The sequence below is a fragment of the Kocuria oceani genome (assembly GCF_029524215.1).
Lineage (GTDB): Bacteria > Actinomycetota > Actinomycetes > Actinomycetales > Micrococcaceae > Kocuria > Kocuria oceani.
Map to the genome: position 1 here is coordinate 45,880 of NZ_JARAMH010000005.1, position 25,529 is coordinate 71,408.

At 74.2% G+C, this 25,529-nt stretch carries 20 protein-coding genes and 2 tRNA genes; 12 read left to right on the top strand and 10 right to left on the bottom strand.

What is annotated here, in order from left to right; genetic code table 11:
* Positions 1-49: 49 nt before the first annotated feature.
* Positions 50-2,014 carry an FAD/NAD(P)-binding protein gene (locus PU704_RS07120; RefSeq protein WP_277550821.1) on the bottom strand — a complete coding sequence of 655 codons (1,965 nt, stop codon included), beginning with the start codon at positions 2,012-2,014 and terminating at the stop codon, positions 50-52.
* 63 nt (positions 2,015-2,077) lie between these two features.
* On the opposite strand from PU704_RS07120, the gene PU704_RS07125 reads away from it, so the two are divergent.
* A complete protein-coding gene (locus tag PU704_RS07125) occupies positions 2,078-4,195 on the top strand; it encodes a prolyl oligopeptidase family serine peptidase (RefSeq protein ID WP_277550822.1) in 2,118 nt (705 codons plus the stop codon).
* Between the two features lie 12 nt (positions 4,196-4,207).
* Here the strand turns inward: PU704_RS07125 and PU704_RS07130 are convergent, their stop codons facing one another.
* From PU704_RS07130 to PU704_RS07150, 5 genes are all read right to left on the bottom strand, one after another.
* Entirely contained in the window at positions 4,208-4,618 is a 411-nt protein-coding gene (locus PU704_RS07130; RefSeq protein ID WP_047802998.1) for a phage holin family protein, read from the bottom strand.
* Positions 4,619-4,734: 116 nt separating this feature from the next.
* Positions 4,735-5,154: a spore germination protein GerW family protein gene (locus PU704_RS07135; RefSeq protein ID WP_277550823.1), complete on the bottom strand. Its 420-nt coding sequence runs from the start codon at positions 5,152-5,154 to the stop codon at positions 4,735-4,737.
* 141 nt (positions 5,155-5,295) lie between these two features.
* Positions 5,296-6,405, bottom strand: coding sequence for a glycosyltransferase (locus PU704_RS07140; protein WP_277550824.1), 1,110 nt, complete (start codon positions 6,403-6,405; stop codon positions 5,296-5,298).
* Between the two features lie 5 nt (positions 6,406-6,410).
* Positions 6,411-7,334: an ATP-grasp fold amidoligase family protein gene (locus PU704_RS07145; protein ID WP_277550825.1), complete on the bottom strand. Its 924-nt coding sequence runs from the start codon at positions 7,332-7,334 to the stop codon at positions 6,411-6,413.
* Between the two features lie 159 nt (positions 7,335-7,493).
* Positions 7,494-7,582 (bottom strand) — tRNA-Ser (locus tag PU704_RS07150).
* Positions 7,583-7,786: 204 nt separating this feature from the next.
* Between PU704_RS07150 and PU704_RS07155 the strand changes: the two genes are divergently transcribed.
* The 3 genes from PU704_RS07155 to PU704_RS07165 are packed head-to-tail and all read left to right on the top strand — an operon-like array spanning position 7,787 to position 10,883.
* Entirely contained in the window at positions 7,787-8,035 is a 249-nt protein-coding gene (locus PU704_RS07155) for a hypothetical protein (RefSeq protein WP_277550826.1), read from the top strand.
* On the top strand, positions 8,032-9,414 hold the full coding sequence (locus PU704_RS07160) for a hypothetical protein (RefSeq protein WP_277550827.1): 1,383 nt from the start codon (positions 8,032-8,034) through the stop codon (positions 9,412-9,414). The genes PU704_RS07155 and PU704_RS07160 overlap by 4 nt, the downstream gene beginning before the upstream one ends.
* Complete coding sequence (locus tag PU704_RS07165) at positions 9,414-10,883, top strand: lipopolysaccharide biosynthesis protein (RefSeq protein WP_277550828.1); 1,470 nt, start codon at positions 9,414-9,416, stop codon at positions 10,881-10,883. Before PU704_RS07160 ends, PU704_RS07165 begins: the two co-directional genes overlap by 1 nt.
* Before the next feature lie 36 nt (positions 10,884-10,919).
* Here PU704_RS07165 and PU704_RS07170 read toward each other — a convergent pair whose 3' ends face one another.
* Together PU704_RS07170 and PU704_RS07175 are read right to left on the bottom strand one after the other, a co-directional pair.
* Positions 10,920-13,103 (bottom strand): RecQ family ATP-dependent DNA helicase, encoded by a 2,184-nt coding sequence (locus tag PU704_RS07170; protein WP_277550829.1) that lies wholly within the window; start codon positions 13,101-13,103, stop codon positions 10,920-10,922.
* A 647-nt stretch (positions 13,104-13,750) separates the two neighbouring features.
* Positions 13,751-15,556, bottom strand: a complete 1,806-nt coding sequence (locus PU704_RS07175; RefSeq protein ID WP_277550830.1) for an AMP-binding protein — start codon at positions 15,554-15,556, stop codon at positions 13,751-13,753.
* Positions 15,557-15,697: 141 nt separating this feature from the next.
* Here PU704_RS07175 and PU704_RS07180 point away from each other — a divergent pair, with 141 nt between their 5' ends.
* Positions 15,698-17,224: an MFS transporter gene (locus tag PU704_RS07180; RefSeq protein WP_047802992.1), complete on the top strand. Its 1,527-nt coding sequence runs from the start codon at positions 15,698-15,700 to the stop codon at positions 17,222-17,224.
* A 15-nt stretch (positions 17,225-17,239) separates the two neighbouring features.
* On the opposite strand, the gene PU704_RS07185 is transcribed toward PU704_RS07180, so the two are convergent.
* Positions 17,240-18,532 (bottom strand): DUF2254 domain-containing protein, encoded by a 1,293-nt coding sequence (locus tag PU704_RS07185; protein ID WP_075871280.1) that lies wholly within the window; start codon positions 18,530-18,532, stop codon positions 17,240-17,242.
* A gap of 140 nt (positions 18,533-18,672) precedes the next feature.
* Here PU704_RS07185 and pstS point away from each other — a divergent pair, with 140 nt between their 5' ends.
* The 3 genes from pstS to PU704_RS07200 all read left to right on the top strand — a co-directional run bounded on the left by pstS (position 18,673) and on the right by PU704_RS07200 (position 20,595).
* On the top strand, positions 18,673-19,815 hold the full coding sequence (gene pstS / locus PU704_RS07190; RefSeq protein WP_277550831.1) for a phosphate ABC transporter substrate-binding protein PstS: 1,143 nt from the start codon (positions 18,673-18,675) through the stop codon (positions 19,813-19,815).
* An 85-nt stretch (positions 19,816-19,900) separates the two neighbouring features.
* Positions 19,901-20,164 carry a hypothetical protein gene (locus PU704_RS07195; RefSeq protein ID WP_277550832.1) on the top strand — a complete coding sequence of 88 codons (264 nt, stop codon included), beginning with the start codon at positions 19,901-19,903 and terminating at the stop codon, positions 20,162-20,164.
* A gap of 149 nt (positions 20,165-20,313) precedes the next feature.
* Complete coding sequence (locus tag PU704_RS07200) at positions 20,314-20,595, top strand: hypothetical protein (RefSeq protein WP_047805257.1); 282 nt, start codon at positions 20,314-20,316, stop codon at positions 20,593-20,595.
* Positions 20,596-20,729: 134 nt separating this feature from the next.
* Here the strand turns inward: PU704_RS07200 and PU704_RS07205 are convergent.
* Positions 20,730-20,802: transfer RNA gene (locus tag PU704_RS07205), tRNA-Lys, on the bottom strand.
* Between the two features lie 182 nt (positions 20,803-20,984).
* Here PU704_RS07205 and glsA point away from each other — a divergent pair.
* The 4 genes from glsA (at position 20,985) to PU704_RS07225 (ending at position 25,459) form a co-directional block, all read left to right on the top strand.
* A complete protein-coding gene (glsA, locus tag PU704_RS07210; RefSeq protein ID WP_277550833.1) occupies positions 20,985-22,856 on the top strand; it encodes a glutaminase A in 1,872 nt (623 codons plus the stop codon).
* A gap of 43 nt (positions 22,857-22,899) precedes the next feature.
* Positions 22,900-23,544 (top strand): hypothetical protein, encoded by a 645-nt coding sequence (locus PU704_RS07215; protein WP_047805255.1) that lies wholly within the window; start codon positions 22,900-22,902, stop codon positions 23,542-23,544.
* A gap of 280 nt (positions 23,545-23,824) precedes the next feature.
* A complete protein-coding gene (locus PU704_RS07220) occupies positions 23,825-24,439 on the top strand; it encodes a DUF47 domain-containing protein (RefSeq protein ID WP_277550834.1) in 615 nt (204 codons plus the stop codon).
* 6 nt (positions 24,440-24,445) lie between these two features.
* Positions 24,446-25,459 carry an inorganic phosphate transporter gene (locus PU704_RS07225; protein ID WP_277550835.1) on the top strand — a complete coding sequence of 338 codons (1,014 nt, stop codon included), beginning with the start codon at positions 24,446-24,448 and terminating at the stop codon, positions 25,457-25,459.
* The last annotated feature ends 70 nt before the right edge of the window (positions 25,460-25,529 follow it).

The following is a 25,529-nucleotide window of genomic DNA, read 5'->3' on the forward strand; positions in this document are numbered from 1 at the left end:
CCGCCGCTGAGCGACCCCGCTGCACCCGAGGGATCACGACCTGCTGTGGTCACTCGCGGCGCACAGCGGGGGCCAGCACGGCCTCGGCGATGCGGTCGGCGTCGGCCAGGGTCCGCGCGCCCAGCTCCGCGGAGGCCCCGGCCTCCGCGGCGATCGCCACGCCCCACTGCACCGCCGAGAGCTGGATGCCGAGCACGTGCACACCGGGCTCCACGCCGCCGTCGACCCGCACGGCCCGGTACGGGGGGCGGCTGACGTCGAGGCCGGTGCTGGGCACGGTCGCGACGCCGTCCCGGGTCTCCATCGCCCGCACCCGGACCAGGCCCTCCCGGTGCATCGCGGTCAGCAGCGGCGAGATGTTGCGGCGGACGTCGTTGGGCGGTGACATGGCCTCCACCAGGTGCTCGGCGTGGAAGGGCTCGTCCTTGACCCACGGCGAACCGGCCACGAACCGGCCCTCCTCCTCGTGCACGAGGAACTGCGGGTCGGGGCCCAGGAAGCGGACCACCCCGGCCCGGGCGAGGGCCGCCAGCTGCTGGGTCCGCAGCACGGGCGGCCCCGAGGCGAGGCCCTCCACGAACGGCTCGAAGCTCCGGCGCAGCTCGTCCGTCCAGGAGGCGTCGCCGATCCCGATGTCCGCGAGCACCGCCTTGAGCACGGTGCGCGCGGCGTTGAGCGAGGCGACCGCCATCTGCAGCGGGTCGTCCTCCCCCGCGAGGGCCCCGTGCACGTCCCGGTCCAGGTGATGGACCACGGCCGCGGCGAACTCGTCGTGGGAGCCGAAGCCGATCCCCTCGAACGGGCGGGCGAGCCGGAGCGCGTTCAGCTGCCGGCCCGGGACCACCGCCGAGGCGATGAGCCGCTCCGCGCGGGAGGTCCACGGCCCCTCCGGGTGGTCGTCCCCCGTGCCGAGCACGGCGTCGAAGCGGGCCAGGAACTCCTCCGGGTCGGTCTCGAAGGCCTCGGGAGCCGTCCTGGCCAGAGCCGTGTAGTAGTTCCACTGGGCGTCCTTGCGGATCAGCGGGTAGAGGTCCGCTTCGAAGGACAGGGGCCCGTCGGCCCGCACCGCGAGCGCCCGCACGGCGTCGAGGGTGAAGAAGCGGGTGCTCAGGGAGCGCGCGTAGTAGCCCTCGAGCACCGCCTTGGAGCGGTAGGGGGCGCCGCGGCGGGAGCCGGCCACGATCACCGGCTCCCGGCCCGAGGGGTGGTAGACGAAGCGCTCCCCCTCCTGGGTGTAGATCCCGCCGCGGCCCTCGGTCACCTGGGCCAGCACGTCGCAGAAGTTCAGCCCCATCCCGCGCACCAGGACGGTTTCCCCGGCCGGCAGGTCGTCCCAGTGGACGTCGGCCGGCACGGCCGGCGGCCAGTAGGTCAGCCCGAACTCCGCGGCGCCGTCCACGAGCTCCTGCTGGTCCGGGCGCAGGTCGGCGTCGAGGTGGCCGAGGGCGAGCACCACGGCGTCGGCCGGCAGGTTCTGCCCGCCGCTGATCTCCACGTCGTAGCGGTGCCGCGCGTGCTCGCGCACGTGCACGCCCACGGCCTCGGCCCGGTGCACGGTCAGCTGGACCGAGGCCGGGAGGGCGTCCCGCAGGGCGCGGAAGACCCAGTCGAGGTAGACCCCGTACATCCGCCGGGAGGGATAGGAAGTGGGGGTCATCCGGGTGAGGTGCGCGGCGTCGTCGGGGTCCACGGCGATCCCCCCGGACACGGCCGCGAGCCGCCAGTGCTCGAAGCTCATGTTCCGCAGCGGCTCGAGCGGGTCCACGGGCAGCACCCCGTCGTCGGCGATCACCGTGGGGAACAGCGACGGCGTGTTCATGAGGTAGAGCGGGGACTGGTTCGTCCGCCACACGTGGCCGGGGCCGGGCGGGAAGGGGTCGACGACGTCGATGCGCACCCGGGTGCCGGAGGCCGCCGAGCGGGCCGCGAGCCGCTCCACCACGGACAGCCCGCGCGGGCCCGCCCCGATCACCGTGACACGTCGTTCCGTCCCTGTCCTGCCCGCTGCACTCATGACCCTCAGGGTATCGACCCGCGCGGGCGGCGCCGGACGGGAGCGGGGCCTACGATGGCGGACATGACCGAGACCGCTGAGACCGCCGCCCGCCCGACCGCCGAGCAGCCGCACGACGAGCACCTGTGGCTGGAGGAGATCACGGGCGAGGCGCCCCTGCAGTGGGTCGCCCGGCAGAACGCCCGCACGCTCTCGGCGCTCGAGGGACCGCAGCTGCGTCGCCTTGAGGCGGACGTGCTCGAGGTCATGGACTCGACCGAGCGGATCCCCATGGTCGCCAAGCACGGCCCGCACTACTACAACTTCTGGCGCGACGCCGAGCACCCGCGCGGTGTCCTCCGCCGCACCACGTGGGAGTCCTGGCTGAGCGAGGAGCCCCGCTGGGAGCTGCTGCTCGACGTCGACGCCCTGGCCGCCGAGGAGGGCGTGGAGTGGGTCTACGGCGGCGCCCGGCTGCTGCGGCCGCAGTACACCGGCGGGCAGCACCGGCGGGCGCTGATCAGCCTCTCCCCCGACGGCGGCGACGCCAAGCGGGTGCGCGAGTTCGACCTCGAGCGCCGGCAGTTCGTGCCCGGCGGCTTTGACGTCCCCACGGCGAAGTCCTCGGTGAGCTGGGTCGACGCGGACACCGTGCACGTGGGCACCGACTTCGGGCCCGGTTCGATGACCGCCTCCTCCTATCCCCGCACGGTGCGCGTGCTCCGCCGGGGCCAGGACCTCGCCCAGGCCCGCCAGGTCTTCGAGGTGGACGAGCAGCACGTCCAGGCCGTGTTCGTGCGCGACCACACCCCCGGGTTCGTCCGGGACCTGGCCGTGGACGTGGTCGACTTCTTCGCCTCCCGCACCTACCTGGTGCGCGGGGACAAGCTGGTGCACGTGGACGTGCCCGACAGCGTCACGGTGGACCTGCACCGGCAGTGGCTGCTGCTGCGGCCCCAGGAGGAGCTGGAGCTGGACGGCACCGTCCACCCCGCGGGGTCCCTGCTGGCGGCCGAGCTGGAGGCCTTCCTGGCCGGGGACCGGTCCGTGGCACCGGTCTTCGTCCCGGACGAGCGCACCGCGCTGCAGTCCTGGTCCTGGACCGCCGACCGGCTGATCCTGAACCTGCTGCGGGACGTCTCCTCGGTGGTGCGCGTGGCCGAACCGGGCCCGTGGAGCACCGTCGAGCTGCCCGGGGCGCCGGCGCTGTCCAGCCTGGACGCCTACGCCGTCGACGACGAGGACCCGGAGGCGGGCAACGACTACTGGCTGGTGGCCTCCGGGTTCCTCACCCCGACCACCGTCTCCCGGGGCACCCTCCCGGCCGGTGCGGGCGCCGGGGCGCCCCCACGGCCGGCGAGGACCGCGCCGGGGTTCTTCGACGCGTCCGGGCTGGCCGTCGAGCAGCACTTCGCGGTCTCCGCCGACGGCACCCGGGTGCCGTACTTCCAGGTGGGTCCGGCCGAGCTGGTGCTCGACGGGGAGAACCCGACCCTGCTCTCGGGCTACGGGGGCTTCGAGGTCTCCCGGACCCCCGCGTACTCCGGGGCGCTCGGGCGGTCCTGGCTGTCCCGCACCGACGACGCCGGCCGCTCCGGGGTGTACGTGCTCGCCAACATCCGGGGCGGCGGGGAGTACGGCCCGGCGTGGCACCGGGCCGCGCTGCGGGAGCACCGGCACCGCGCCTACGAGGACTTCGCGGCGGTCGCCGCGGACCTGCAGGCCCGCGGCGTGTGCGCGCGGCGGCGCCTGGCCTGCTCGGGCGGGTCCAACGGCGGGCTGCTCGTGGGGAACATGCTCACCCGGTGGCCGGAGCTCTTCGGCGCGGTCTCCTGCGGGGTGCCGCTGCTGGACATGCGCCGCTACACGAAGCTGTCCGCCGGGGCGTCCTGGATCGCGGAGTACGGGGACCCGGACGACCCCGCCCAGTGGGAGTCCGTGCGCACCTTCTCCCCCTACCACCTGCTGCGCGAGGATCGGGACTACCCGCCGGTGCTGTTCTGGACCGCCACGAGCGACGACCGGGTGGGCCCGGTGCAGGCCCGCAAGACCGCGGCGCGGATGCTGGGGATGGGCCACGAGGACGTGTGGTTCTACGAGGCCACCGACGGCGGGCACGCGGGCGCCGGGGACAACCGGCAGGCGGCCCGGCTGCACGCCCTCTCCCACGAGTTCCTCTGGGCGGCGTTGCACCGGGACTGAGCCCGGACCGGCTCAGCGCCGCTCGCGCTCCGGCACCACCCAGCCCATCACGAGGGAGACGACCCCGATGATCAGCGTGGCCAGCACCGCGGTCCAGAAGAAGTCGTCGATCTCGAGCCGCAGCGGCGTGAACGAGCTCAGCCAGGACGTCAGCCACAGCATCGCCGCGTTGACCACGATGGCGAACAGGCCCAGCGTCAGGCAGGTGATGGGCAGGGACAGGATGGTCAGCACGGGCCGGACGATCGCGTTGACCAGGCCGAAGACCAGCCCCACGAAGAGGTAGGCCAGGACGGAGGCCGTGGTCCCGCCGCCGACGGCCGAGACCACGGAGGGGTCGGCCGTGAGCTGCATCCCGGGCAGGATCCAGGCGGCCACCCAGATGGCGAGCGCGTTGACGAGGACGCGGAGCAGGAAGGACATGGCCCCATCCTGTCAGGCCCCGGTGCCGGGGCGACAGGAGCGGACGCTCGGTGACGGCGCCCCGGCGCGGCAGCGCGGCAACGACCGCGCGGCAACCACCACGCGGGAGCGGCCACTCAGGAGCGGCGTGAGGCGAGGGCCCAGCCGACCGCGCCGAGCGCCGCGACGAGGGCCAGGCCGACGGGCAGGGCGATCCGGACCGGCTCGACGGCCGGCTGCCACGTCACCGCGCCGTCCCGGAGCACGTACACCCCGGCCGGGGAGGCGTTGACCCCGTAGCCGAGGCCCGATCCGCTGCCGGACTCGCCGTGCTGCTCGCCGGAGCCGCCCCCGCCGCCGCCCCAGCCGCGGACGTGGGCCACGGGCACGATCGTGGCGCCGTCGAGCTCGTAGGCCTCGCCGAACACCCGGCGCACCGTCACGGCGTCGAGGGCGCGCTCCAGCACGGAGCGGTCGGGGGCGCCGGACTCCCACTGCGCGGCGGAGCGACCCGAGGACGGGTCGGCCGGGACGGAGGGCTGCTGCTGCTCGGACATGGTCTTCCCCCTGGGATCGGTCCGCCGGCGGTGCTGAGCACCATCCTAGGAAGCGGCCCGGCGGCGGTCACGGGCACGGCCGCGTATGACGGAGCGCGCCGTCGGGGCGCGCACGTCCCACGGCATCCGTGCCCGGGGGGCTCAGGCGCGGCAGCGGCCGGCATCCTGCGGCGGGACCACGGACCGGTACAACCGGTCCAGATCCGCCGCGACCCGTTCGGCCCCGTACACGCCGCGGACCTCCTCCGCCATCTCCTGCGCCGACAGCAGTCCGTGGCCGTACGCGACCTCGAGCACGGCGCGGCCGAAGGCCTCGGGAGTGCGCTCGGCCACCAGCCGCCCGTTGCCCGGGTGCACGAAGTCCCGCTGCCCGCCGACGGCGCCCATGACCACGGGCCGGCCCGCCGCCAGGGCCTCGGCGGCGGCCACGCAGAACGTCTCCGAGCGGCTGGGGAGCAGGAACACGTCGGCGGCGCCCAGCCGCCGCTGGACCTCCTCGGTCCCCACGCTCCCGACGAGCAGGACCCGGTCCTCCAGGCCGTGCTCCCGGATCCGGGCCCGGACGTCCTGTTCGAGCTCCCCGGCGCCGCACCAGGTGAGCCGGACGTCGTGGCCGGCCGCGCGCAGCCAGGCGACCGCCTCGACGGCCAGCAGGGGGTCCTTGAGGGCACGCAGCGCGCCGACGGAGACCAGCTCGAGGGTCCGCCCGCGCGGCGGCTCCGTCACGGACGGGGCGTGCTCCACCACGTTGCCGATCCGCTCCACCCGGGAGGCCGGCGCGAACCGGCGCAGCACCTCGCACATAACGGAGCTGACCCCCGTGGTCCGGTCGGGCAGGCGCAGGATCCGGCGGCTCCAGGCCAGGCGCCGCCAGAGCCGCCCGTTCTGCTCGGGGGTGAGCACACCGTTCCAGTGCTCCGTGTGCACCCAGGGCCGGCGTCGCACGGACAGCAGCGCGATCAGCGCGGCGGAGAAGGGCATGGTGTGCATGACGTGGGCCTCGGCCAGGGAGCGGCCGATCCAGCGGTAGGCCCGCAGCACGGTGGCCGGGCGCAGGGGGTGCAGCGGGAGACGGACCACGGGGATCCCCTCCCACTGCTCCCGGGTGCAGGCCCCGGTGCGCAGGATCTGCACGTGCAGCACACTGACGTCGTGGTGCCGGGCGATGGCCCGCACGTGCCGGGCGATGAAGGGGGTCTCCCCCGGCCTCTGCGCGGACGGGTACCACGTGGTGAGAACGACGACGCGCACGCGGGTCAGCCCTCTTCCCCGCGCCCCGACACGGGGAGCCTCCACTGCTGCCCCAGTTCGAGGTCGAACTCCGGCGGATCGAACGGCGGCAGGCCGCCGCCGGGGGTCGGCGTCAGCTCACCGAACCAGATGGTCCCGTCGGCGTCGTAGAGGTCCACCCGGATGAAGTCGTAGTCCGCGCCGATCCGCTCCGCGAGCTCCACCATGCGCGCCAGGGTCGGCGGCGGCGGGGTCGCGGGCGCGAGCTCCATGCCGGTCAGCCGCACCTCGAGCGGCCGCCAGTCGCGGGTGTAGAAGCGGCGCCGGACGTCCCCGGCGCGCGGGGTGTCGACCTGGATCGTGTGCACCAGGCCGTCGAAGACGAAGAAGCGGTAGTCGTTCGGCGAGGCGCCGTCCCGGGTGGGGATGCGCTGCTCGACGAGGAACCCGGGCCGCGACCGGCTGTACTGCCACTCCCCGTAGATCCGGTGGGCGTCATCGGCCCGCCAGCGTCCGACCTCGTCCACGTCGATCCCGCTCTCGCGCAGGCTCCCGGCCCCGAACGCGGCGTACCCGGATCCGGTCACGGGCTTGAGCACCCAGGCGCAGCCCCAGTTCCGGTCCTGGATCGCGTGCAGGTCCTCGCCCGACCACAACGTGCGGGGGATCAGGATGTCGAGGCCCAGCGCCGCCACGTACTCCTTCATGGAGATCTTGTCCCCGCCCACCGCGATGAGGTCCCGCCGGTCGTGCAGGATCCGCCACTGGACCTTCTCCGAGAACGTGCGCGGCCGCCAGGAGAAGAAGCGGTGGTGCCGGTAGAGGAAGAACGCCTGACGGCGCAGCGGGAGCGGGATCAGGCTGATGGCCCTCCGGGCCAGCGCGGGCACCGGGCCGTCGCGCACGATCCACGGGTTCTTGGTGAAACCGGGTACTCTCTGCTCGGCCACGGGGTCCTTACCTGCTTCCTGGCGGGGGCGGTGTCCGGAACAGGTTACCCATTCCCGGCCGCGCACTTGGCCGGACCCGGACGGGCAGGTGCGGCGGAAAAGACGAACACCCCGGACCACAGGTCCGGGGTGTTCCGATGTCCTGAGACATCACACGTGCGGAGACGGGGGGATTTGAACCCCCGGTCGAGTTTAACCCCGACCCTTCATTAGCAGTGAAGTCCATTCGGCCGCTCTGGCACGTCTCCTGGGCCGTCCGGCACCGCGCTGGTGCGGACAACACAGGCCAGCTTAACGGCAGGATGCGCGGTGGGTCAAAGCAGGAGGAGACAGGCGTCCGGTCAGCGCGGCGGATCCGCGGCCCCGGCCGCGTGCACCACCCGTTTGGGCCACGCACCCGCCCCGGCGATAATGGGCGAGGCCCGCCCCTCGACCCCAGAAACGAGCGACCTATGCCCTGCGCCCCGAGCATCGTGGCCGTTGCGCCCCGCCACGACGAGGAAGCGGCGAGCGGCAGGGCCGCCACCGACCGGCGCGCCACGGTGCCCGGCACCGGAATCCTCGCCCGCGCGGACCTCCGGAGCGAGGGCGCCGCCGACCGGGCGACCCCCCGGCTGAGCGGCCGCCCGCTCCCGGGGCCACCGACCGCGACCATCGGCTGCGCACCGCGGCACGGCGGCTCCCGGGAGCAAGCGCTGTGAGGCCCGGCTCGACCGCGCACGGGCGCCGCGGCGGCCGGTGGCGCCCGTGGGCCGTCGGGATCGGACTGCTGCTCGGGCTGCAGTTCGTGTTCTTCGGCCTGCTCACCGCCGCCCAGGCGGTGCCCGACCGGCCGATCGTGGACAACCTCCTGTCCTCGGTCGAGGCGGGGACCTACGGACCCAACTCGCTGCCGGACCGCGTGGGCGGGATCTCGGACACGTTCACCGAGTGCGTGCTGGTCGGCACCGGTCTCGGCGCCGAGCCCGACGAGTCCGCCTTCAGCCGAGCCGTGCGCATGCCGCGGATCGCCAGCTGCGCGGGCGGCGAAGCCGATCTGCGCGCTCTCGCCGGCGACGCCCCCGTCCCCCGGGAGGAGCTCCCGGACGACAACAACTACTTCCGGTACTGGGCCGGGTACACGGTCCTCACCCGCCCGGCGCTGGCCCTCATCGGGCTGGAGGGTCTGCGCATCGTCTCCGGCGCCCTGATGGTGGCGGCGCTCGTGGGCGCGGCCCTGGCTGTGCGGGCCCGCACGTCCACACCGGTGGCGCTCGCACTGACCCTGCCGTTCCTGCTGGGCACCAACATGCTCTCGACCCCATCGACGTCCTTCAGCCACTCCCTCGCCATCGCCGCCGCCTACCTGTCGGTGCTGCTCACCGCGGTCGGCGCCGGACGCTCCCTGCGCCTGGGGTACCTCGGGGCGGCGCTCGGGGCGGCGGTGTTCTGCTACGTGGACCTGCTCACCACACCGGCCGTGCCCTGGATCATGTCCGCGTTCGTGCTCGGCGCCGCCGTCTGGTACCGCCGGCGCAGCACGGCCGAGGCGCTGCTGGTGACGCTCACCGCCGGAGTCGTCTGGGTGGTCGCCTTCGGCGTCACCTGGGCGTCGCGGTGGCTCTTCGCCGTCGTGTTCCTGGGGGTGGACGAGACCCTGTCGGTGGTCCGGGGCAAGGTCGCGGAACGGACGGGCGGCGCCTGGGACGGGGTGTCGGACGCCTTCGGCGCCGGCGTCGTCAGCAACCTCGACTACTGGTGGGACAGGGTCCCGACGTCCTCCCTGGTCCTGGTGGCCTGCACCGTCGCCGTGCTGGCAGGGCTGGTCCTCGCCGTGGTCCGCGGCGGCCCCCGGCGGCTCGCGGTCGCCGCGGTGCTCGGTGCCCCCGCGCTCGTGGTGCCCGTCTGGTACGCGGTGCTGAGCAACCACTCCCAGATCCACGAGTTCTTCGTCTACCGCAACGTCCCGGCGGCGCTCGCCGTCGTCACGGCCGCGGCCCTGGCCGCCGCTGCCCCACCGCGGCCCGAGGACGCCCCGGGGAGGGAGACCCTCACCCGCGGAGGGAGCGCCGTCCCCGAGGACTCGGCGCCGGTCAGGTGATGTCCCGCCTGCGCGCCGCCCTGTTCCCTCCGCCCAACCACGGGAGCACGGACCAGTCCCTGGGCTCCTCGTTCGGGCTCACTGTGGTCGCGATCCTCGTCCAGGGGCTCTCCCGCTTCGGGTACAGCATCCTCGTGGGCCGGCTCATGGGCAAGGAGGCCCTCGGGGAGGTCAATCTGGTGCTCTCCCTCGCCGTCTTCCTCGTCCTGCTCTGGCCGCAGGCCTCGGGCACCGCGGCGGCCAAGTTCGTGGCCATGGCCCGCGGGCGGCAGGACCCGGACGAGCACCTGGCAGCGGCCTCGTTCACCGCCCGGAGCGCTGCGGTCGGCGCGGCGGTCCTCGGTGCCGCCGGTGCCGCCTTCACCGCAGCCGTCCTGGGCCTGTCCTGGGGTTATGCCGTCTCGAGCGGCCTGCTGGTCCTGTCGCTGTCGGCGTACAACTACACGCGGGGTCTGCGCGCCGGCAACAACCAGTTCGTGACGACGGCCCTGTGGGACTGCATCAGCTCGTTCACCACCCTGTCCCTGCTGCTGCTCGTCCTGCTGGCGGGCTGGCACTGGGTCCTGCTGCTGCCGTTGATCACCGGCTACACCGTCTTCGCCCTGCCCGCCTGGCGGCGCCGGTCCCGGGCCCGCCTCGCTCCGGGACGCCGCCGGGAGATCCTGGTGTTCACCGCCTGGGGCTCGGCGCACCTGCTGGCGGCGAGCGGACTGCTCCATCTGTCGGTGGTCATCGGCCGGACCTACGACTCCGAGGAGGCCCTCGGACTGTACGCCGCGGCCGTGTCCCTGGCCACGCCCGCCAGCATGCTCTCGGGCGCCATGATGACGGCGCTGTCCCCCAGCGTGGCCCGGATGTTCGCCGCCGGGCACACCGACGAGCTGTCCCGGCAGGTGGACGCCATCCTGCGCACCATGGTGACCGTGTTCCTGCCCGTGTTCGGCGTGGGCATCCTGTGGGCCGGCCCCGTGCTGCACGTGGTCTACGGCCCGGAGTGGCAGGCCGCCGAGCCCCTGCTGGTGATCCTGTTCTTCGCGGTGTCCGCGACCAGCTTCAACGCCGCCAACGCCCGCCTCAACGGCACCGAGTCCTGGGGCATCAAGGTCCTCGCCGCGTCCAACGGCGTGGGGCTGGCCGTCGGGATCGCCACCATCCTCGTGCTGGGCCCCGAGCTCGGCATCCGCGCCTCGGCCGTGGGCTACCTCGTCGGCTCGCTCCTCAGCGCCCTGCTGCCCCTGCTCTTCGTGTGGAGGCTGGACCGCCTGCGCTGGGGCGGCGTCCTGCTGCGCATCCTCGCCGGCTACGCCATGGTCCTGGCCGGGCTCGCGCTGCTGGGGGGCGAGTTCCGGGTGCTGCCCGCGCTGGGTGTCACGGCGGCCTTCCTCTCGATCTGGCTGCTGCTCTGCGCCCGGGACGTCCGCCCGCTGCTCGGGTCGCTCGCCGCCCGCCTGGGACGCGCCCGGGGCTGAGCGACGGAGCGGACCCGGTCCCGGGTCCGCCGCGGCTCAGCCCTGGGCGGCCAGCACGAACGGCAGCACCGGCCCGGAGCCGGCCCGGCGCAGGGCGCGGGCGGCCACGGCCAGGGTCCAGCGGCTGTCCATGAGGTCGTCGACCAGCAGCACGGGCCGTCCGCCGAGCCGGTCCAGCTCCTCGGCGAGTCCCGGACCCACCTGGAACTTCTCCCACACGGCCGCCAGCCGGTAGGCGCTGTTGCCGCCGTGCCCGCCGGTGGGGAACCCCTCGGGGACGTCGAGCTCCCCGAGGTAGGGCAGGTGGCCGACCCCGGCCATGCCCTCCGCCAGCGAGCGCACGAGCCGCGGCCGGGAGCGGGACGGGACCGAGACGACCGCTGCGGGCCGGTCCGCCCAGCGCCACTCGGCGAGGACCTGCACGCAGGCCCGGCCCAGGGCCGGGTCCACCGGCCCGTCGACAGGAGCGCCCTGCTCGTCGGTGCGGAACAGCTCGCGCAGCCGGTTGCCCCAGCCCAGGTCCGTGAGCCGGGCGAGGGCCCGGCCCTCGGCGCAGCGCTCGTCCTCCGGGATCCGGCCCTTGACGTCCACGCCGAGCCGCGGCATCCCCGTGGGCCACTGCGCCCGGGGCTCCACCACGACGCCCACCCGGGTCAGCGCCGCCCCGGCGGAGTCTGTGGCGCTCTCGTCGACGGTCGTGGGGTACCACGGGCCGGCGCAGGTGTCGCACCGCCCGCACGGCGCGGCCGTGGGGTCGTCCAGCTGCCGGGCGAGGAACTCCATGCGGCACCCGGTGGTGCGCTCGTAGTCCAGCATGGCGTTCTGCTCGTCGACCCGGGCGGCGGCGATCCGGCCGTAGCGCTCGGCGTCGTAGCGCCACGGTGCGCCCGTGGCCTGCCAGCCGCCCTGCACGCGCTCCACCGCGCCCTCGACGGCGAGGACCTTCAGCATCAGCTCGAGCGGGCTGCGCCGGACGTCCACGCGGGACTCCAGGACGGCCACGGAGAGGGCGCCTCCCGCGGCGGCCAGCTCGCCGAGGACGGCGGTGGCCTTCTGTTCAGTGGGCATGGAGGCGGTCGCGAAGTACTCCCAGATCTGCCGGTCCTCCGTCCCGGGCAGCAGCAGGACGTCGGCGTTGTCGGTGGCGCGCCCGGCACGGCCCACCTGCTGGTAGTAGGCCACCGGCGAGGACGGCGCGCCCAGGTGGACCACGAACCCGAGGTCCGGCTTGTCGAAGCCCATGCCCAGCGCCGAGGTGGCCACCAGGGCCTTCACCCGGTTCTCCTTGAGCGCGGCCTCGAGCTCCTCCCGCTCGCCCTGATCCGTGCGCCCGGTGTAGGCCCGCACCGGCAGACCGGCGTCGGAGAGCGCCTGGGCGGTGTCCTCGGCGGCCCCCACCGTGAGCGCGTAGATGATCCCGCTGCCCGGCAGGGACTCGACGTGCTCGAGCAGCCACGCGAGCCGGGCCGTGGCCGAGGGCAGGTCCAGCACGCCCAGCCGCAGGGACGCCCGGGAGAGCGGGCCCCGGAGGGTGAAGACCTCCCCCGTGCTCGTGCCGCCGGGCCGCACCCCCAGCTGCTCCTCGACGTCGGCGACCACCCGCTCGTTGGCGGTGGCGGTCGTGGCCAGCACCGGGACCTCCTCGGGCAGGCGCGCGATCAGGTCGCGGATCCGGCGGTAGTCGGGGCGGAAGTCGTGGCCCCAGTCCGAGATGCAGTGCGCCTCGTCCACCACCAGCAGCCCGAGCCGGGCCACCAGCTGCGGCAGCTGCTGCTCCCGGAACACCGGGTTGTTCAGCCGCTCCGGGGAGACGAGCAGGACGTCGAGCTCGTCGGCCTCCAGCTGGGCGGAGATCTGCCCCCACTCGGTCGCGTTGGCGGAGTTGATGGCGGCCGCCCGCACTCCCGCCCGGGCCGCGGCGGCGACCTGGTCCCGCATCAGGGCCAGCAGCGGGGAGACGATCAGGGTCGGGCCCCGCCCGCGCGCCCTCAGCAGCAGGGCGGAGAGGAAGTAGACCGCGGACTTGCCCCACCCGGTGCGCTGCACCACCAGGGCGCGCCGGCCGTGCCCCACGAGGGCCTCGATCGCCTCGAACTGCCCGGGGTGGAAGGCGGCGTCGGCCCGGCCGGTGAGCGCACGCAGCAGCCCCAGCGCGTCCTCGCGCAGGGCGGTGTCCTGGGCAGTGGCCTGGGCTGTGTCGGAAGCCGGGGAAGTCGTCATGGGACCCAGTCTTCCAGGGTCCACCGACGCCGTGGCGCGGCGGTCACCGGGCGGTGCAGCACGGCGCACCGCACGGAACCGCCCGGCGCCACCGGCCGGGCCCGGACAGAGCGATGCGCCCGTTGCCCATCCGTCGGAACGGATGACCCCCGCAACGGGCGCATCGTCCGGCCTGTCGGCCGGTGGCGAGCAGAGACTCGCCTGGTGGGAGTACCGCCCCCCAGCGGTGCTCCCGTGTCGGTTCACCCCCCGATGAACCGGTCGCACCGGCACCCCCCGATGCCTGTGTGCGGGCGGCCCATCCCCCGATGAACCGCGGTCGATCCGCCCCCCGACGGATCAGTTGGTTCTGCCCCATCGGGTGAACCAATTGACTCCATGGTGGCAGGGTTTCCATGACCTGTCACGGCGGCCGACGTCATATGCAGAACGGTGGACATCGACGTTTTCGCATGTGTTTGTGCTTGCCACATCGGCGTTTTCCGGGCCTCGGGACGCCGACTCCATTCATTTGAATCGGCAAACGTGGCACGAAGTGGGGACAGACCGACCCTGCCACGTCCCCCGTGCGGCACCGGTCACGGGCACGGGGTGACGTCACGTTGCGCGCCCGGGGCCCCTGCCGGAGGCACCGGGCGCGCTGCCGCTCAGCCGCGCAGCCCCGGGAAGTCCGCCTCGGTGTACTCGATGCCCAGGCCGTCGGCGGGAGGCGCCGCCGGTGTGCCGGCCGCCGGGCGGTCCGCGGCCTGCTCGCGCTCGCGCAGCACCACGCGGCGGATCTTGCCCGAGATCGTCTTCGGCAGGTCGGTGAACTCGACCCTGCGCACCCGCTTGTAGGGGGCGAGGTTCTCCCGGGCGAAGCGGAGGATCTCCCCCGCGAGCTCCCGGGTGGGCTCCGCCCCGGCGGCGAGCACCAGGTAGGCCTTCGGCACGGCGTGCCGGACGGGGTCCGGGGCCGGGACCACGGCGGCCTCCGCGACCGCGGGGTGCTCGATGAGCACCGACTCCAGCTCGAACGGGGAGATCCGGTAGTCCGAGGCCTTGAAGACGTCGTCGGTGCGCCCCACGTACGTGTAGACCCCGTGCTCGTCGCGGCGGGCGATGTCCCTGGTGTGGTACCAGCCGTCCTGGACGACCTCGGCGGTGCGCTCGGGCTCGTCGATGTAGCCGGCCATGATCCCGGGGGGATCGTCGTCGACCTTCAGGCAGATCTCGCCCTCCTCGGCGGGAGCGCCCGTGCGCGGGTCCAGGAGCTCGACGACGAAGCCCGGCAGCGGCCTGCCCATGGCGCCGGGCACGACCGGCTGGCCGGGGGTGTTGGCGATCTGCAGCGTGGTCTCCGTCTGGCCGTAGCCGTCGCGGATCGTCACGCCCCACGCCTCCTGCACCCGGCGGATCACCTCGGGGTTCAGCGGCTCCCCGGCGGAGACCGCGGACACGGGCGGGTCCTGGACGCGGTGCAGATCGGCCTGGATGAGCATCCGCCACACGGTGGGCGGGGCGCAGAAGCTGGTGACGCCCGCGCGGCCCATGTGCTCCATCAGTCCCACCGCGTCGAAGCGGTCCTGGTTGAGGATGAACACGGTGGCCTCCGCGATCCACGGGGCGAAGAAGTTCGACCACGAGTGCTTGCCCCACCCGGGCGAGGCGATGTTCAGGTGCACGTCCCCGGGGCGCAGGCCCATCCAGTAGACGGTGGAGAGGTGGCCGAACGAGTACGAGTAGTGGGTGTGCTCCACGAGCTTGGCCTGCGACGTGGTCCCGGAGGTGAAGTACAGCAGCAGCGGGTCCCGGGAGCGCGTGACCCCCTCGGGGACGAACACGGCGTCCGCGCCGGCGGAGTCGGCGTAGCGGCGCACCTCCCGCCCGGGCAGCTGCCCCCGCACCGCCTCCACCTCCGCGTCCCCGCCCACGACGACGAGACCGTAGTCCCCGTCCACCGCGGCGAACTTCGGGGCGTTGGCGGCGTCCGTCACGACCCAGGAGACCCGGCCCCGCCGGACCCGGTCCTGCAGGTCCGCGGACGGCATCATGACGGCCGTCGGGATCAGCGGCGCCCCCAGCTTCATCCCCGCGAGCTGGGTCTCCCACAGCTCCAGCTGGTTGCCCAGCATCAGCAGGACGCGATCGCCGCGGCGGACCCCCAGGCCCCGCAGCCAGTTCGCGGTGCGGGCCGAGGACTCGGCGAGCTCGGCGAAGGTGCGCCGCTGCTCCGAGCCGTCGGCGGCCACGATCCACAGGGCGTCCCGGCTCCCCCGCCCGGGGCCCCGGGCCACGTGGTCGAACCAGTCCAGGGCGAAGTTGAAGTGCTCCATCCGCGGCCAGCGGAACTCCTCCCGGGCCCGGTCGTAGTCCTCGCGCAGCTCCAGCACACGGTCCCGGACCGCCTGGTACTGCTCGGAGACACCTGGGGCGGCGTCGGACATCGCGCTCGTGGGAACCGGCTCGACCATCGGGGACCTCTCTCCGTCGCTGCGGGCCGGGCGGGCTCGTCCGGCCGGCCTTCCCGAGAAGTCTAGTGCGGCGCTCCCGCCGGGAGAGCTCTGCGAGGATGGTGCCCACACCCGTCGCCCCGGAAGGAGGCCCGCCCCGCCATGCCCTTCCCGGCCACCGCAGCTCCCGCCCGCGCCGGCGCCCGGGAGTGGGCCGCCCTCGTGGTGCTGATGCTGCCGGTCCTGCTGATCTCCGTGGACAACACGGTGCTGAACTTCGCGCTGCCCGAGATCTCCCGGGAGCTGCGCCCCACCGGCACCCAGCTGCTGTGGATGGTGGACGCCTACCCGCTGGTGCTGGCCGGGCTGCTCGTGCCGATGGGGTCGCTCGGGGACCGGGTGGGGCGCCGCCGGCTGCTGCTGGTCGGGAGCACCGGGTTCGCGGTGGTGTCGGCGCTGGCCGCGTTCGCGCCCACCGGAGGGGCGCTCGTGGCGGCCCGCGCGCTGCTGGGGCTCTTCGGGTCCATGCTGATGCCGGCCACCCTGTCCCTGCTGCGCAACATCTTCCACGACCCCACCCAGCGGCGGACCGCCATCGCGGTCTGGGCCACGGGGTTCTCCGCGGGCGGGGCCCTCGGCCCCGTGCTGGGCGGGTTCCTGCTGGAGCACTTCCGCTGGGGCTCCGTCTTCCTCATCGCCGTGCCGGTGCTGCTGCCTCTGCTGGTCCTGGCCCCGGTCCTGGTGCCGGAGTCCCGCAACCCGGCCCCGGGGCCGGTGGACGTGCCCAGCGCGGCGCTGATCATGACGGCGATGGTCGCCCTGGTCCACGGTCTCAAGGACCTCGGCGCGCACGGGCCCTCCCCGGCCGTGGCCGCGGCGGTCCTGCTGGCCGCCGCCGCGGGCGCCCTGTTCGTGCGCCGTCAGCTGCGCCGTCCGGTGCCGATGCTCGACCTGCGCCTGTTCCGCCACGCGCCGTTCACCGGCGGGCTGCTCAACAACCTGGTGGCCTCGACGACCTTCATCGGCTTCCTCTTCTTCGTCTCCCAGTACCTGCAGCTGGTGGAGGGCGTCCCGCCCATGCGGGCGGGCCTGGCCCTGCTGCCGGGGGCGGCCGTGACCATCGTCTCGGGGCTGCTGGCGGTGCACGTGGTCGGCTTCGTCCGCCCGGCGCTCGTGCTCGGCGGCGGCCTGCTCGTGATGGCCGCCGGATTCCTGCTGGTGCTGCTCGGGGACCTCTCCGGCGGGGCGGTCCTCGTCGTGGCCCTGATGGTGATCGGGCTGGGGTCCGGGGCGGCCCAGACGATCGCGGGGGACCTGATCCTCTCCGAGGTCGCTCCTGAACAGGCCGGCGCGGCCTCGGCGATCTCCGAGACCGCCTACGAGCTCGGGGCGGGACTGGGCGTGGCCGTGCTGGGCACGGCCGTCACGGCCACCTACGCCCACCGGGTGGTGCCGCCGCCGGGCCTCGCCCCGGACCAGGCCGCCACCGCGGCGGAGACCCTGGGCGGGGCGGTCGACGTCGCGGGAGCCCTGGACCCGGCCACGGCCGACCAGCTGTTCGCCTCGGCGGTGGCGGCCTTCGAGGCGGGGGTGCACCTGTCCGCCGGGATCGGCGCCGCCCTGCTGGGCGCCACCTCCGTGGTCGTGGCCCTGCTCCTGCGCCGCGTGCCGCGGCTGCGCCGCCGGTAGGGCTCCCGGCCCGGCTCAGCCGCCCAGCCGGGCCGCCACGTGGTGCTCCACGCGGGCGAGGTCCCGCGGGTTCGGGCCGCTGTCCCGGAACTGACCGAGCAGCACGTCGACGTGCTCGTGCACCTGCCGCTCCACCGAGGGGTGCACGGTCGCGGACCCGATCCGGGCGGCGAGGTCCACGAGGGCCAGCAGGACGCTGACGTGCCCGGTCGCGTGCGGGCGGATCTGGTCGAAGGGCATGTCCACGATCTCGTCGAGGCCCACCACCCCGTAGCGGAGGCGGTGCACCCCGTCCACGACCACCGTGTTGCCGGGCAGCGGGCGGGAGACGGCCGTGACGATGCCGGCCGCGACCTCCTCGATGGCGTTGACCGCGGTGTAGGGGTCGTTGGTGCTCGGCGACAGCGCCCGCACCGCCAGCTCGACGACCTGCTGCTCCGCGAACCGCACGTCCTGGTCCGCCGAGCGGGAGTCGCCGAGCACCACGCAGTGCCGCAGCCGCTCCGCCAGCTCCTCCGCCCGGTGCTCGGGCCGGACCCGGAACAGGGGCTCCTCGGGCAGGACGTGGTCGCCCACCCGGGGAACGAGCTCCACGAAGACGTCCTGCTCGTCGGCGTGGGAGCGCAGCCGCTCGAAGTTCACGCTGACGAGGTAGCCGACGGCGTCCGCGCGGACCCGTCCCCCACCGGACCGGCCCCCGGCGGTCCGGATCAGCTCCTCGGGCGGCTCCTCCGGGTGCCACCGCTCGATCACGGCCAGCAGGCGCCGGCGCACCCCGTGGACCAGGGTGTCCACCTGGACGGAGTCGGCGATGTGGTGGATGAAGTACACGACCAGGGCCACGTCCGCCACGGCCAGCAGGACGGCCAGGTTGACGGCCAGGTGCGGGACGAACGGCTGCGCCAGGTCGTCGGAGGCGGAGCGGATCGTGCGGAGCACCAGCAGGGCGTAGATGAAGGTGGAGACCAGCACGCCCAGCACCACCTGGTTGCCGCGGTCCGCCATGAAGTTGCGCACCAGCCGCGGCCCGTACGTGGAGCTCGCCGTGGCGACCACCGAGATGGTGATCGAGAACGCGGTCGCGGCCACCGCGAGCATCGACCCGCCGATGGCCGAGAGCATCCCCCGGGACCCGTCGATGCCCACCGCGTAGAGCCACGAGATCCAGGGCGAGTCCAGGGTCTCGGGCAGCCACCGGTCCACGGCCACCACGGACTGCGCCAGCACGACGGCGGCCACCACGCACACGGCGGGGACGAACCAGAACTTGTTGAACACCCGGCGCCAGGACCCGGACAGCTTCTCCATGGGACCCACCCTAGGAGACGGGACGGGCACCCCGGCCCGCACTCGCCCGGCGACGCCGTCCGTCTCCGAGTAAGCTGGACGGCCGGGCCCGCGCACCCGCGGCTGCCGCACCGTTCCACCGCTTCCGAGGAGATCTCTCCATGCTCAACGCTTCGCGCCCGCGCCGACGGACCAGGACCGTCCGACTGCTCCGGACCGGTGCGGTGACGGCCCTGGCGCTGACGGCGCTGGCCGGGTGCGGCTCCGACTACCCCCTCGGGGAGGAGCAGCGCCGGGCCGCGGAGCAGGGCGGATCCGACCTGTCCGGGATCCTCACCGGAGTCGGCTCCTCGGCGCAGAACGCGGCCATGCTCACGTGGCGCAGCGGGTTCGAGTCGAGGCACCCGGACGCGCAGGTGCAGTACCTCTCGGCCGGTTCCGGCGCCGGGCGCAGCGCGCTGGTGGGCGGCGGCACGGACTTCGCCGGCTCGGACGCCTATCTGGACGAGGAGGAGCAGGCCGAGGTCCGGCAGTTCTGCGGCCCGGACGGGGCGATCAACATCCCGGTGTACATCTCCCCCATCAGCGTCGCCTTCAATCTGCCCGGCATCCAGGAGCTGAACCTGGACGCCACGACCATCGCCGGCATCTTCCGCGGCGAGATCACCCGCTGGGACGACCCGGCCATCGCCGCCCAGAACGAGGGCGTCGACCTACCGGACCTGCCGATCACCCCGATCGCGCGCGCCGACGACTCCGGCACCACGGAGAACTTCACCGACTACCTGCACTCGGTGGCCCCGGAGGCGTGGCCGGACGAGGAGGACGGGAGCTGGCCGGGCAGCCTGCCCACCGAGCGGTCCCAGGGCAACGCCGGGGTGGTGAGCCTCACCGCCGGGACCGAGGGCGCCGTGACCTACGCGGACGACTCGCTCGTGGACGAGTCCCTCGGCAAGGCCCGGGTGAAGGTGGGCTCCGAGTACGTGGCCGTGTCCGGGGAGGCGGCCGGCACCGCGGTCGGCGAGGCCTCCCGCGTGGAGGGCACCGGCCCGCACGACATCGCCCTCGAGCTGGACCGCGAGCCGGACGCTGCCGGCGCGTACCCGGTGGTGCTGGTGTCCTACCACGTCTACTGCACGAGCTACACGGACCCGGAGGTGCTCGAGCTGGCCCGGGCGTTCGGCCACTACGTGGTCAGCGAGGAGGGCCAGCGGGCGGCGGCGGAGGCCGTGCAGAGCGCCCCGCTGCCGGACAACCTCCGGGCGGAGGCGCAGGAGGCCCTCGACTCCATCGGCCTGCGCTGATCCGGCGGCCCGGGCGTCCGGGTCCCCGCGGATCGGGTCCGGTCCGGATACCGTGGAGGAGTCACCGACCGAGAGGACCACCCGAATGCGCCGGATCATCCCCGCCACGGCACTGCTCGCCCTCGCGCTGACCGGCTGCGACGACGCGCAGGAGGACGGGACGACCGCCCCCGCGACGTCCTCCGAGACCTCCCCCACGAGCACCTTCAGCCCGCCGCCGCCCGTGACCACCACCCCCACGCCGGAGGGCGCCCCAGGCGAGGCGCAGGTCGGATCGGAGGCACCGGCCCCGGACCAGCCGGGCCCCGAGTCGGTGCCCACCCCCTCCGAGCAGCTCGACGGGCCGTAGCGGGCGTCCCGCTCGCGCGACGAAGGTCCGGGCCGGGTCGACGTACGTCCACTCCTCGCCCCGCGGCGCGACACACGCGGCCCGCTCGCCGGGTTCCGTGCCCGCATGCAGGAACATGGGTACACCCCACTCCCCCGGAAGGCACCCCCATGCACGAGAACACCACTCTCGTCCCCCGTCCCCCCTGGGCCACCGCTCAGGAGGTGACCGATCCCGAGACGGTCACCAACTCGCGGGAGCTGCCCGCCCGGTCCCTCGCCGGTCCGTCGCCGGTGGCCCTGCTCGAGACGTGGGAGGTCGTCACCACCCCGGACGGGTCCTACGCCCACCCGGACGGCGTGGTCCTGCACATCGGCCACGAGGCGTGGACCGTGGCCCAGGCCAGGGTCCTGCGCGATCGCATCGACGAGGCGCTGGGCCTGCTCGAGTAGGCCCAGCACCACGGATCCGCGGCCGCACCGCGCTCCCCGAGCGCGGCCGTCGCCGCACCGCGCACCGTCCCGGCCGGGCCCGGGAGCGCGGAAGGGCCTCCTTCCCGGGCGGGGAAGGAGGCCCTTCGAACGTGTGGGCCCCGTGGGGCTCGAACCCACGACCCATGGATTAAAAGTCCACTGCTCTACCAACTGAGCTAGAGGCCCGCGCCCGGTCGGCGGGCACGGGGCGCGGCCGGTCCGGAGCGGGCACCACTCTACCGCACGGTCCCCGTGCGCCCGGGCCCCCGCCCCGCCCGGGGAGAGGGGGAGCCGGCGAGCGCTCCGGCGCGCCCGCCTAGAGTGGCCGTGAACACCGTGCACACCGACCCGACCGGAGGAGACCGCCCGTGCCACAGCCGAGCACCGAGGAAGAAGAGCGCGCCGAGACGGGGCTCTTCGGCCCCTCGGCCGTCACCGCGTACCTCGAGCAGGTGGTGGAGCAGCTGCGCGACGAGCGCGGCGGCGCCCCCAGCTCCTCCATCCCGGCCCTCGCGGAGGCGGACCCGGAGCGCTTCGGCATCGTCATCGCCACCGCGGACGGCCACGTGTACGAGGCCGGCAGCACACGGGACGAGTTCAGCCTCCAGTCGATCTCCAAGGCCTTCACCTACGCCCTGGCCCTGCACGACCTCGGGGCGGAGGCCGTGCACGCGAAGATGGACGTGGAGCCCAGCGGGGACGCCTACAACGAGATCTCGCTCCAGCCCGGCACCGGACGCCCGGCCAACCCCATGATCAACGCCGGGGCGATCGCCTCGACGTGGCTGGTCCCGGACAGCGACCGCGACCTGCGCCGGGACCGGATCCGCGAGGCCTACTCCCGCTGCGCGGGCCGGGACCTGGCCATCAGCCCCGAGGTCCTCGCCCAGGAGCACGACGCCGGGGACCGCAACCGGGCCCTGGGCTACCTGCTGGCCTCCGCCGGGATCATCGAGGGCGACCCCGCGCAGGCGCTCGAGGACTACTTCGCCCAGTGCTCCGTGCTGGTCACCTGCCGCGACCTCGCCCTGATGGGCGCCACCCTCGCCAACGCGGGCACCAACCCGCTCACCGGTGAGGAGGTCTTCGACGCCGAGACCGTGTCCCGGGTCCTGTCCGTCATGAGCTCCTGCGGGATGTACGACGACGCCGGCGAGTGGATGGTGCGGGTGGGACTGCCCGCCAAGTCCGGGGTGGGCGGGGGCATCATCGCCGTCCTGCCGGGCGAGCTGGCGGTGGCGACCTTCTCCCCCGCCCTGGACCGGCACGGCAACAGCGTGCGCGGGGTGCTCGCGTGCGAGCGGCTCTCCCAGGACCTCGACCTGCACTTCACGCACACCGCCCGGGTGGCCCGGTCCACGGTCCGGGCCAGCTACCCGATCGACCAGTCCCCGTCCCTGGTGCGGCGCAACGCCGACGCCGAGGCCGTGCTGGCCGAGCACGGGACGGACGCCGTCGTCGTCGAGCTGCAGGGCGACCTGCTGTTCACGGGCACGGAGACGGCGATCCGCACCGTCCGCGACGTCGCCTACGACGCCTCCTACGTGGTGGTGGACCTGCGCCGGGTGGACGTCATCGCCGACTACGCGATGCCGATGCTGGCCCGGACCCGGCAGGAGCTGCACGCGGCCGGGCGCACCGTGGTGGTGGTCGCCGGAAATCCCGACTTCGGCCGCTCCTTCCGGGGCGATCCGCCGCTGGAGGTCTTCCCGAGCCGTGCGGCGGCCATCAAGTGGGTCGAGGACGCGCTGCTCGAGGAGCACGGCGGGCCGGAGTGCACCCCGTCCCGGGTCAAGCCCGTCGAGTCGGAGCTGTTCTCCCGGCTGGAGCCCGCGGACGCCCGCGCGCTGCGCGTCCGCACCGTGGAGCGCACGTGGGCGGCCGGGGAGAACATCCTGCGCACCGGCCAGAACTTCGCCGGCATCCACCTCATCGTGAGCGGGGACGTGTCGATGTCCCTGCGCACGCCGTCCGGGGAGCGCGTGGAGCTGCAGGTGCTGGGCCCCGGCATGAGCTTCGGCGAGCTCGCCCTGGGCACCGGCGACAAGCAGCACGCGACCCTCAGCGCGGTCACCGACGTCACCGCCCGGGTCCTGTCCCCGCAGACGCTCGCGGAGCTCGAGCAGGAGGACCCGGCGCTGGGTCTGCGGCTGTGGAAGGCGCTGGCCCGGGACGGCTTCGAGCGGGCGGACCAGCAGTGGCGGGACGCGGCGGTGCACGCCTCGGCCAGCGACTGGTGAGCGCTCCGTGGCCCGGCGGGAACCGCGGCCGTACCCTGGACGCATGAGCGACGTCCCCCGCCACCACAAGCCGGTGAAGTTCTCCCCCGAGCAGTTCGACGCCCACGAGGGCGGCCCGGACCCGGCCCGGGTCTCGGAGGCGGCGCACCTCGCCGCCCACGCCCTGGTCTCCCGGGGGCGGGCCAGCGACGACCCGGAGATCAGCCGCCGGCTCATCGAGCTCACCGACGAGCAGGGCCTGGAGGGCATCGCCGAGATGTGGGCGGAGGCCCCGGCGGTCTCGCTCCCCGGGGCGCTGTGGCGGCTCTACGCCCTGCGCGCCGGGGTGCGGAAGGACCCCGTGCGGATGGGCCGGTACTTCGCCGCGGGGCGGGGCACCGCCCAGGTCTCCCACGTGGTCGCCGGCGTGGCGGAGCCTCCCGGGGCCGAGGAGATCACCACGATGGCGGACGCCATCCTCTCCGGGGCGTTCAACGGCGAGTTCGACGTCGCCCTGGACCGGTTCGCGGCCTTCTGCCGCGTGATCGCCCTGGGCCGGATCCGGCTGGCCGACACGGGGCAGCTGCCGGTCCTGCACGAGCACGCGCCCCGGGGACCGAGCACCGTGGCCCTGACCCAGCGCCTCGAGCGCACCGCGGAGGAGCTGGAGGCCTCGGCCAACGCCTGGCGCCGCGGGCACCTGGACTGAGATCCCGGCCACCTCCGGCCGTGCGGGAGGCCACAGACGCCGGGCTTGGCCTGCGGGGCACGTGGACTACCATGGACTGCAGGTGCCGGGCCGCGGCAGCCCCGGGCTCCATCTCATAGCCGCCACGAGCGGCCTTCCGCCGAGAGGCGCTCCCGGTCCGGCACCGCCCCCTTCCCTCCTCCCCCGCCGCCCGCGGGCCGCGGGGCGTTCGACTGTGCCGTGTACAGTGAAGCCCGCCGTGCTCCGCGGCGCCGGCCCCGACGCCCAGGATGGTCACCAGATGGCGCTTCGCATCTTCCCGGAGGACGAACTGGTCCTGGACCTGCTGGCCGACATGTCGGGACAGGTGACGGAGTCCGTCCGCCTCCTGTCGGAGCTGATCGGGTCCCCCGAGGTGGACGTCTCGACCCTCGACGCGATCCGGGAGTGCGAGGCCCGCTCCACCGACCTCTACTTCTCCGTGATGACCACGGTGCGCTCCACGTTCGTGATCCCCGTACCCCGACAGGACGTCTACGTGCTGGGGCACTGGCTCAACAAGGCCGCGGAGGAGCTCCTGGCCGTGGCCGAGGCGCACGTCGCCCACGGACTCACCCGGCCGCCCTCGTACGCCACCGACCAGCTCGGGGTGATCGTGCGCATGTCCGAGCTGACCACCCGTGCCATGCGCGACCTCGCCGGCCTGCAGGGCCTCGACGACTACTGGTACGAGATGCTGCGCCTGGGCAAGCAGGCGGAGCGGATCCACCAGCTGCACATGGCCCACCTCCTGGAGCACCACAAGGCGATCCCGGCCCTGCGCCGGCAGCAGTCCGTCCAGCGCTTCGTGGAGGCGGCCCGGGCGCTGGTGCGCGTGTCCACCGAGGTGGGCCGCATCGTCGTGGCGGAGTCCTGAGCCGCGGTGCTGGTGCTGCTCACGGTCCTGGGCCTGGTCCTCGCCGCCGTCCACGTGGTGGTCAACGGTTTTCACGACGCCCCCAACGCCCTCGCGCTGCCGGTCCGCTCCCGGGCGCTGACCCCCAAGATCGGGCTGGTGCTGAGCGCCCTGGTGAACGCGGCCGGGGTCTTCACGGCCGGCTGGCTCCTGACCGACTGGATCATCCCGGCCACCCCCGTGCCGCTGAACACGGTGGGCTCGGCGGCGCTGGTGTGCGCCCTGGCGAGCACGATCGCCTGGAACGTCCTCACCTGGTGGCTGGGCATGCCGTCCTCCTCGACCACCGCGCTGCTGGGCGGGCTGCTCGGGGCGCTGCTGGGGGCCCGGGCCGTGGGCCTGACCGAGCAGGACCCCCTGACCGGGGAGGTGCTGTCCCAGCTCGCCGTCCCGCTCCTGGTGGCCCCCCTGCTGGCCTACGGGCTGGCCTGGGCGCTGGTGGTCCCGCTGCTGCACCTGCTGCGCCACTCCGAGCCCTCGACCACCACCTTCCGCTCCCAGGTGGCCCAGGCCACCGGCGCCGCGGCCATCGCCTTCGGCCACGGGCTCACCCACGGGCGGCGGGCCGTCTGGGTGTTCACCACGCTGCTGCTCTGCGCCGGCCTGCCCGTCTCGGCGCAGGGCCGCGAACCGTGGATCCTGGTCCTCGTCGCGGTGGGGCTGGCCGTGGGGACCCTGTTCGGGGCCTGGCGGATCGCCTACACGCTGTCCTCCCGGATGGTCACCATCGACCCGTTCCGCGGGGCTGTGGCCCAGGGCGTGGCGGGCTCCCTGCTGTTCCTCGGCGGGACGCTCATCCCGGTGGCGATGTCGACCTCCCAGACGGCCGCCGCGGCGATCCTCGGGGCCGGGCGGCAGCAGCGCTTCCACACGGTCAACGTCCGCGTGGTGCGGCGGGTGGTCCTCGTGTGGGTCGTGACGGTCCCGGTCTGCGGGGTCGTCTCGGCCACGCTGCTGCTGGCGCTCTCGCCCCTGCTGTAGCGCGCCCGCGGCCGGGCCGTCCCCACACCCTCCGCCGACGACGACGGGCGCCTCCCCCGGTGGGGGCGGC